Genomic DNA, 1,936 nt, shown 5'->3' on the forward strand with positions numbered 1-1,936 from the left:
CTAGCCCGAGTTTCCGACGATCATGGTTCTGTGGTGTCCGGCGGCTGGCCGGAGCTGACGCATCTTTCCTGCTGACACACCGGATCTGCTGCTTGACAGAGCGGCCGTGGACCTGTATGACCTAAATTTATGACGAGCCTGTACCCGAAGAAGATCAGCGGCAAGACGTACTGGTACCTGCGCGAGATGGCCCGCGTGGACGGCAAGCCGAAAATGGTCTCCGAGCGATACGCCGGCACGGCCGCCGAGATCGAGGCGCTGCTGGACGCGCGCGAGCGGCAGATGCTGCCGGACCGCACCCGGCACCTGGCGTTCGGGGACGTCGCCGCGGCGTGGGGCATGCTGGTAGACCTCGGGGTGGCCGCCGTCATCGACCAGGCGACGGTGCAGCGCCCGGCGGGGCTCCCGCTGAGCGCGGGCACCTACCTGGCGCTGGCGGCGCTGAACCGGCTGGTGGATCCGTGCTCCAAGCGCGGGTTCGCGGACTGGTGGAAGACCACCGCCGCGGACAGGTTCACCAGGATCCCCGCCTCGGCCCTGGATCACCGGAGGTTCTGGGACGCAATGCACGCCGTCTCGCTGGAGAACCTGGAACAGATCAGCCAGGCGATCGCCCTGCGGCTGATCGAGGCCTCCGGGGTCGATACCTCCTCGGTCGCGCTGGACATGACCAACTTCGCCACCTTCATCGCCACCGCGAACGGCAAGGCCCCGGTCGCGCAGCGGGGAAAGGCGAAGCAGAAGCGCACCGACCTGCGGCTCGTCGGCCTGGGCCTGGTCGTCACCCGCGACGGCGGGATCCCGCTGACCTGGCACGCCTACCCCGGCGACAAGCCTGATGTCACCCAGTTCCCGGAGATGATCAGCCAGCTCCGCCGCCAGTACCAGGCGATCACCGCCGCGGCCGGTGTCGCGGCCAGCGATGACGGACCCGCGGACATGACCGTGGTCTTCGATGCCGGGCAGAACAGCCAGGACAACTTCGCCTGCCTCGCAACGGCCGGGCTGCGGTACGTGGGCTCGGTGCCCGCCTCCGACTGCCCAGACCTGACCGCCCTGCCCGCCTCGGTGCGCACCATCGTCGACGAGGCCCGGTTCGGCGGGCTGACCGCCTATGAAACCCGCCGCATCACCTACGGCGCCGGGCGGCGGACCATCTTGACCCACTCACCGGAGTACCACCAAAGCCAGGCGGCCGGGTTCGACGGCACCACCCTGGCCAAGGCCGGACGCAGGCTCGACGACCTGGCCGCCACCCTGGCCCGCGGCAAGACCCGCCGCCCCAGGGAGAACGTGGAAGCCGAGATCACCACGATCACCCGCAAGCCCTGGGTCCGCCGCGTCGTCACCTGGCAGCTATCCGGCGACAAACCCGCAGACCTGCGGCTGACATGGGCCATCGACGCTGACTCCCGCGCCGCCCTGGAAGCCGAACTGTTCGGCAAGCACGTGCTGATCACCGATCACGACGACTGGCCGGCAGCCGAGGTCATCGCCGGATACCGGTCCCAGTCCGAGGCCGAGTTCTCCTTCCGGCAGATGAAAGACCCGCACGTGGTCTCCTTCAGCCCGATGCACCACTGGACCGAGCACAACATCCGCGTCCACCTCTTCACCTGCGTACTGGCCCTGCAGATCGCCCACCTCATGCGGCTCAAGGCTCACCGCGCCGGCCTGCACCTGTCGGTACGCGCCGTCCTCGCCCAGCTCGCCGGCATCGGCGAGACCGTCCTGCTCTACCAGGGTGCCCGGGGCCGGCCCAAAGCACGCCGCATGACCACCGAGCTCACCGGCGACCAGCACAAGTTATACGAGATCTTCAACCTGGCCAGGCACGCTCCACGGAGTTAGGTCATACGCCCCGACAGGCCACTACACCCTCCCTGGCCTGCAAGAACGGGCACCGAACCTCAAGATCGTCGGAAACTCGGGCTAG

At 68.3% G+C, this 1,936-nt stretch carries 1 protein-coding gene; it reads left to right on the forward strand.

The annotated features are described in order from the left end of the window. Positions 1-129: 129 nt before the first annotated feature. Complete coding sequence (locus tag VGR06_RS20910; protein WP_327560806.1) at positions 130-1,851, forward strand: IS1634 family transposase; 1,722 nt, start codon at positions 130-132, stop codon at positions 1,849-1,851. Positions 1,852-1,936: the final 85 nt, after the last annotated feature.

The sequence above is a fragment of the Actinophytocola sp. genome (assembly GCF_036002505.1).
Taxonomy (GTDB): Bacteria; Actinomycetota; Actinomycetes; order Mycobacteriales; family Pseudonocardiaceae; genus DASYTH01.

What these genes read in the sequence shown, in the direction of transcription:
- VGR06_RS20910 (WP_327560806.1), top strand. Translation starts at nt 130, where the DNA reads ATGACGAGCCTGTACCCGAAGAAGATCAGCGGCAAGACGTACTGGTAC.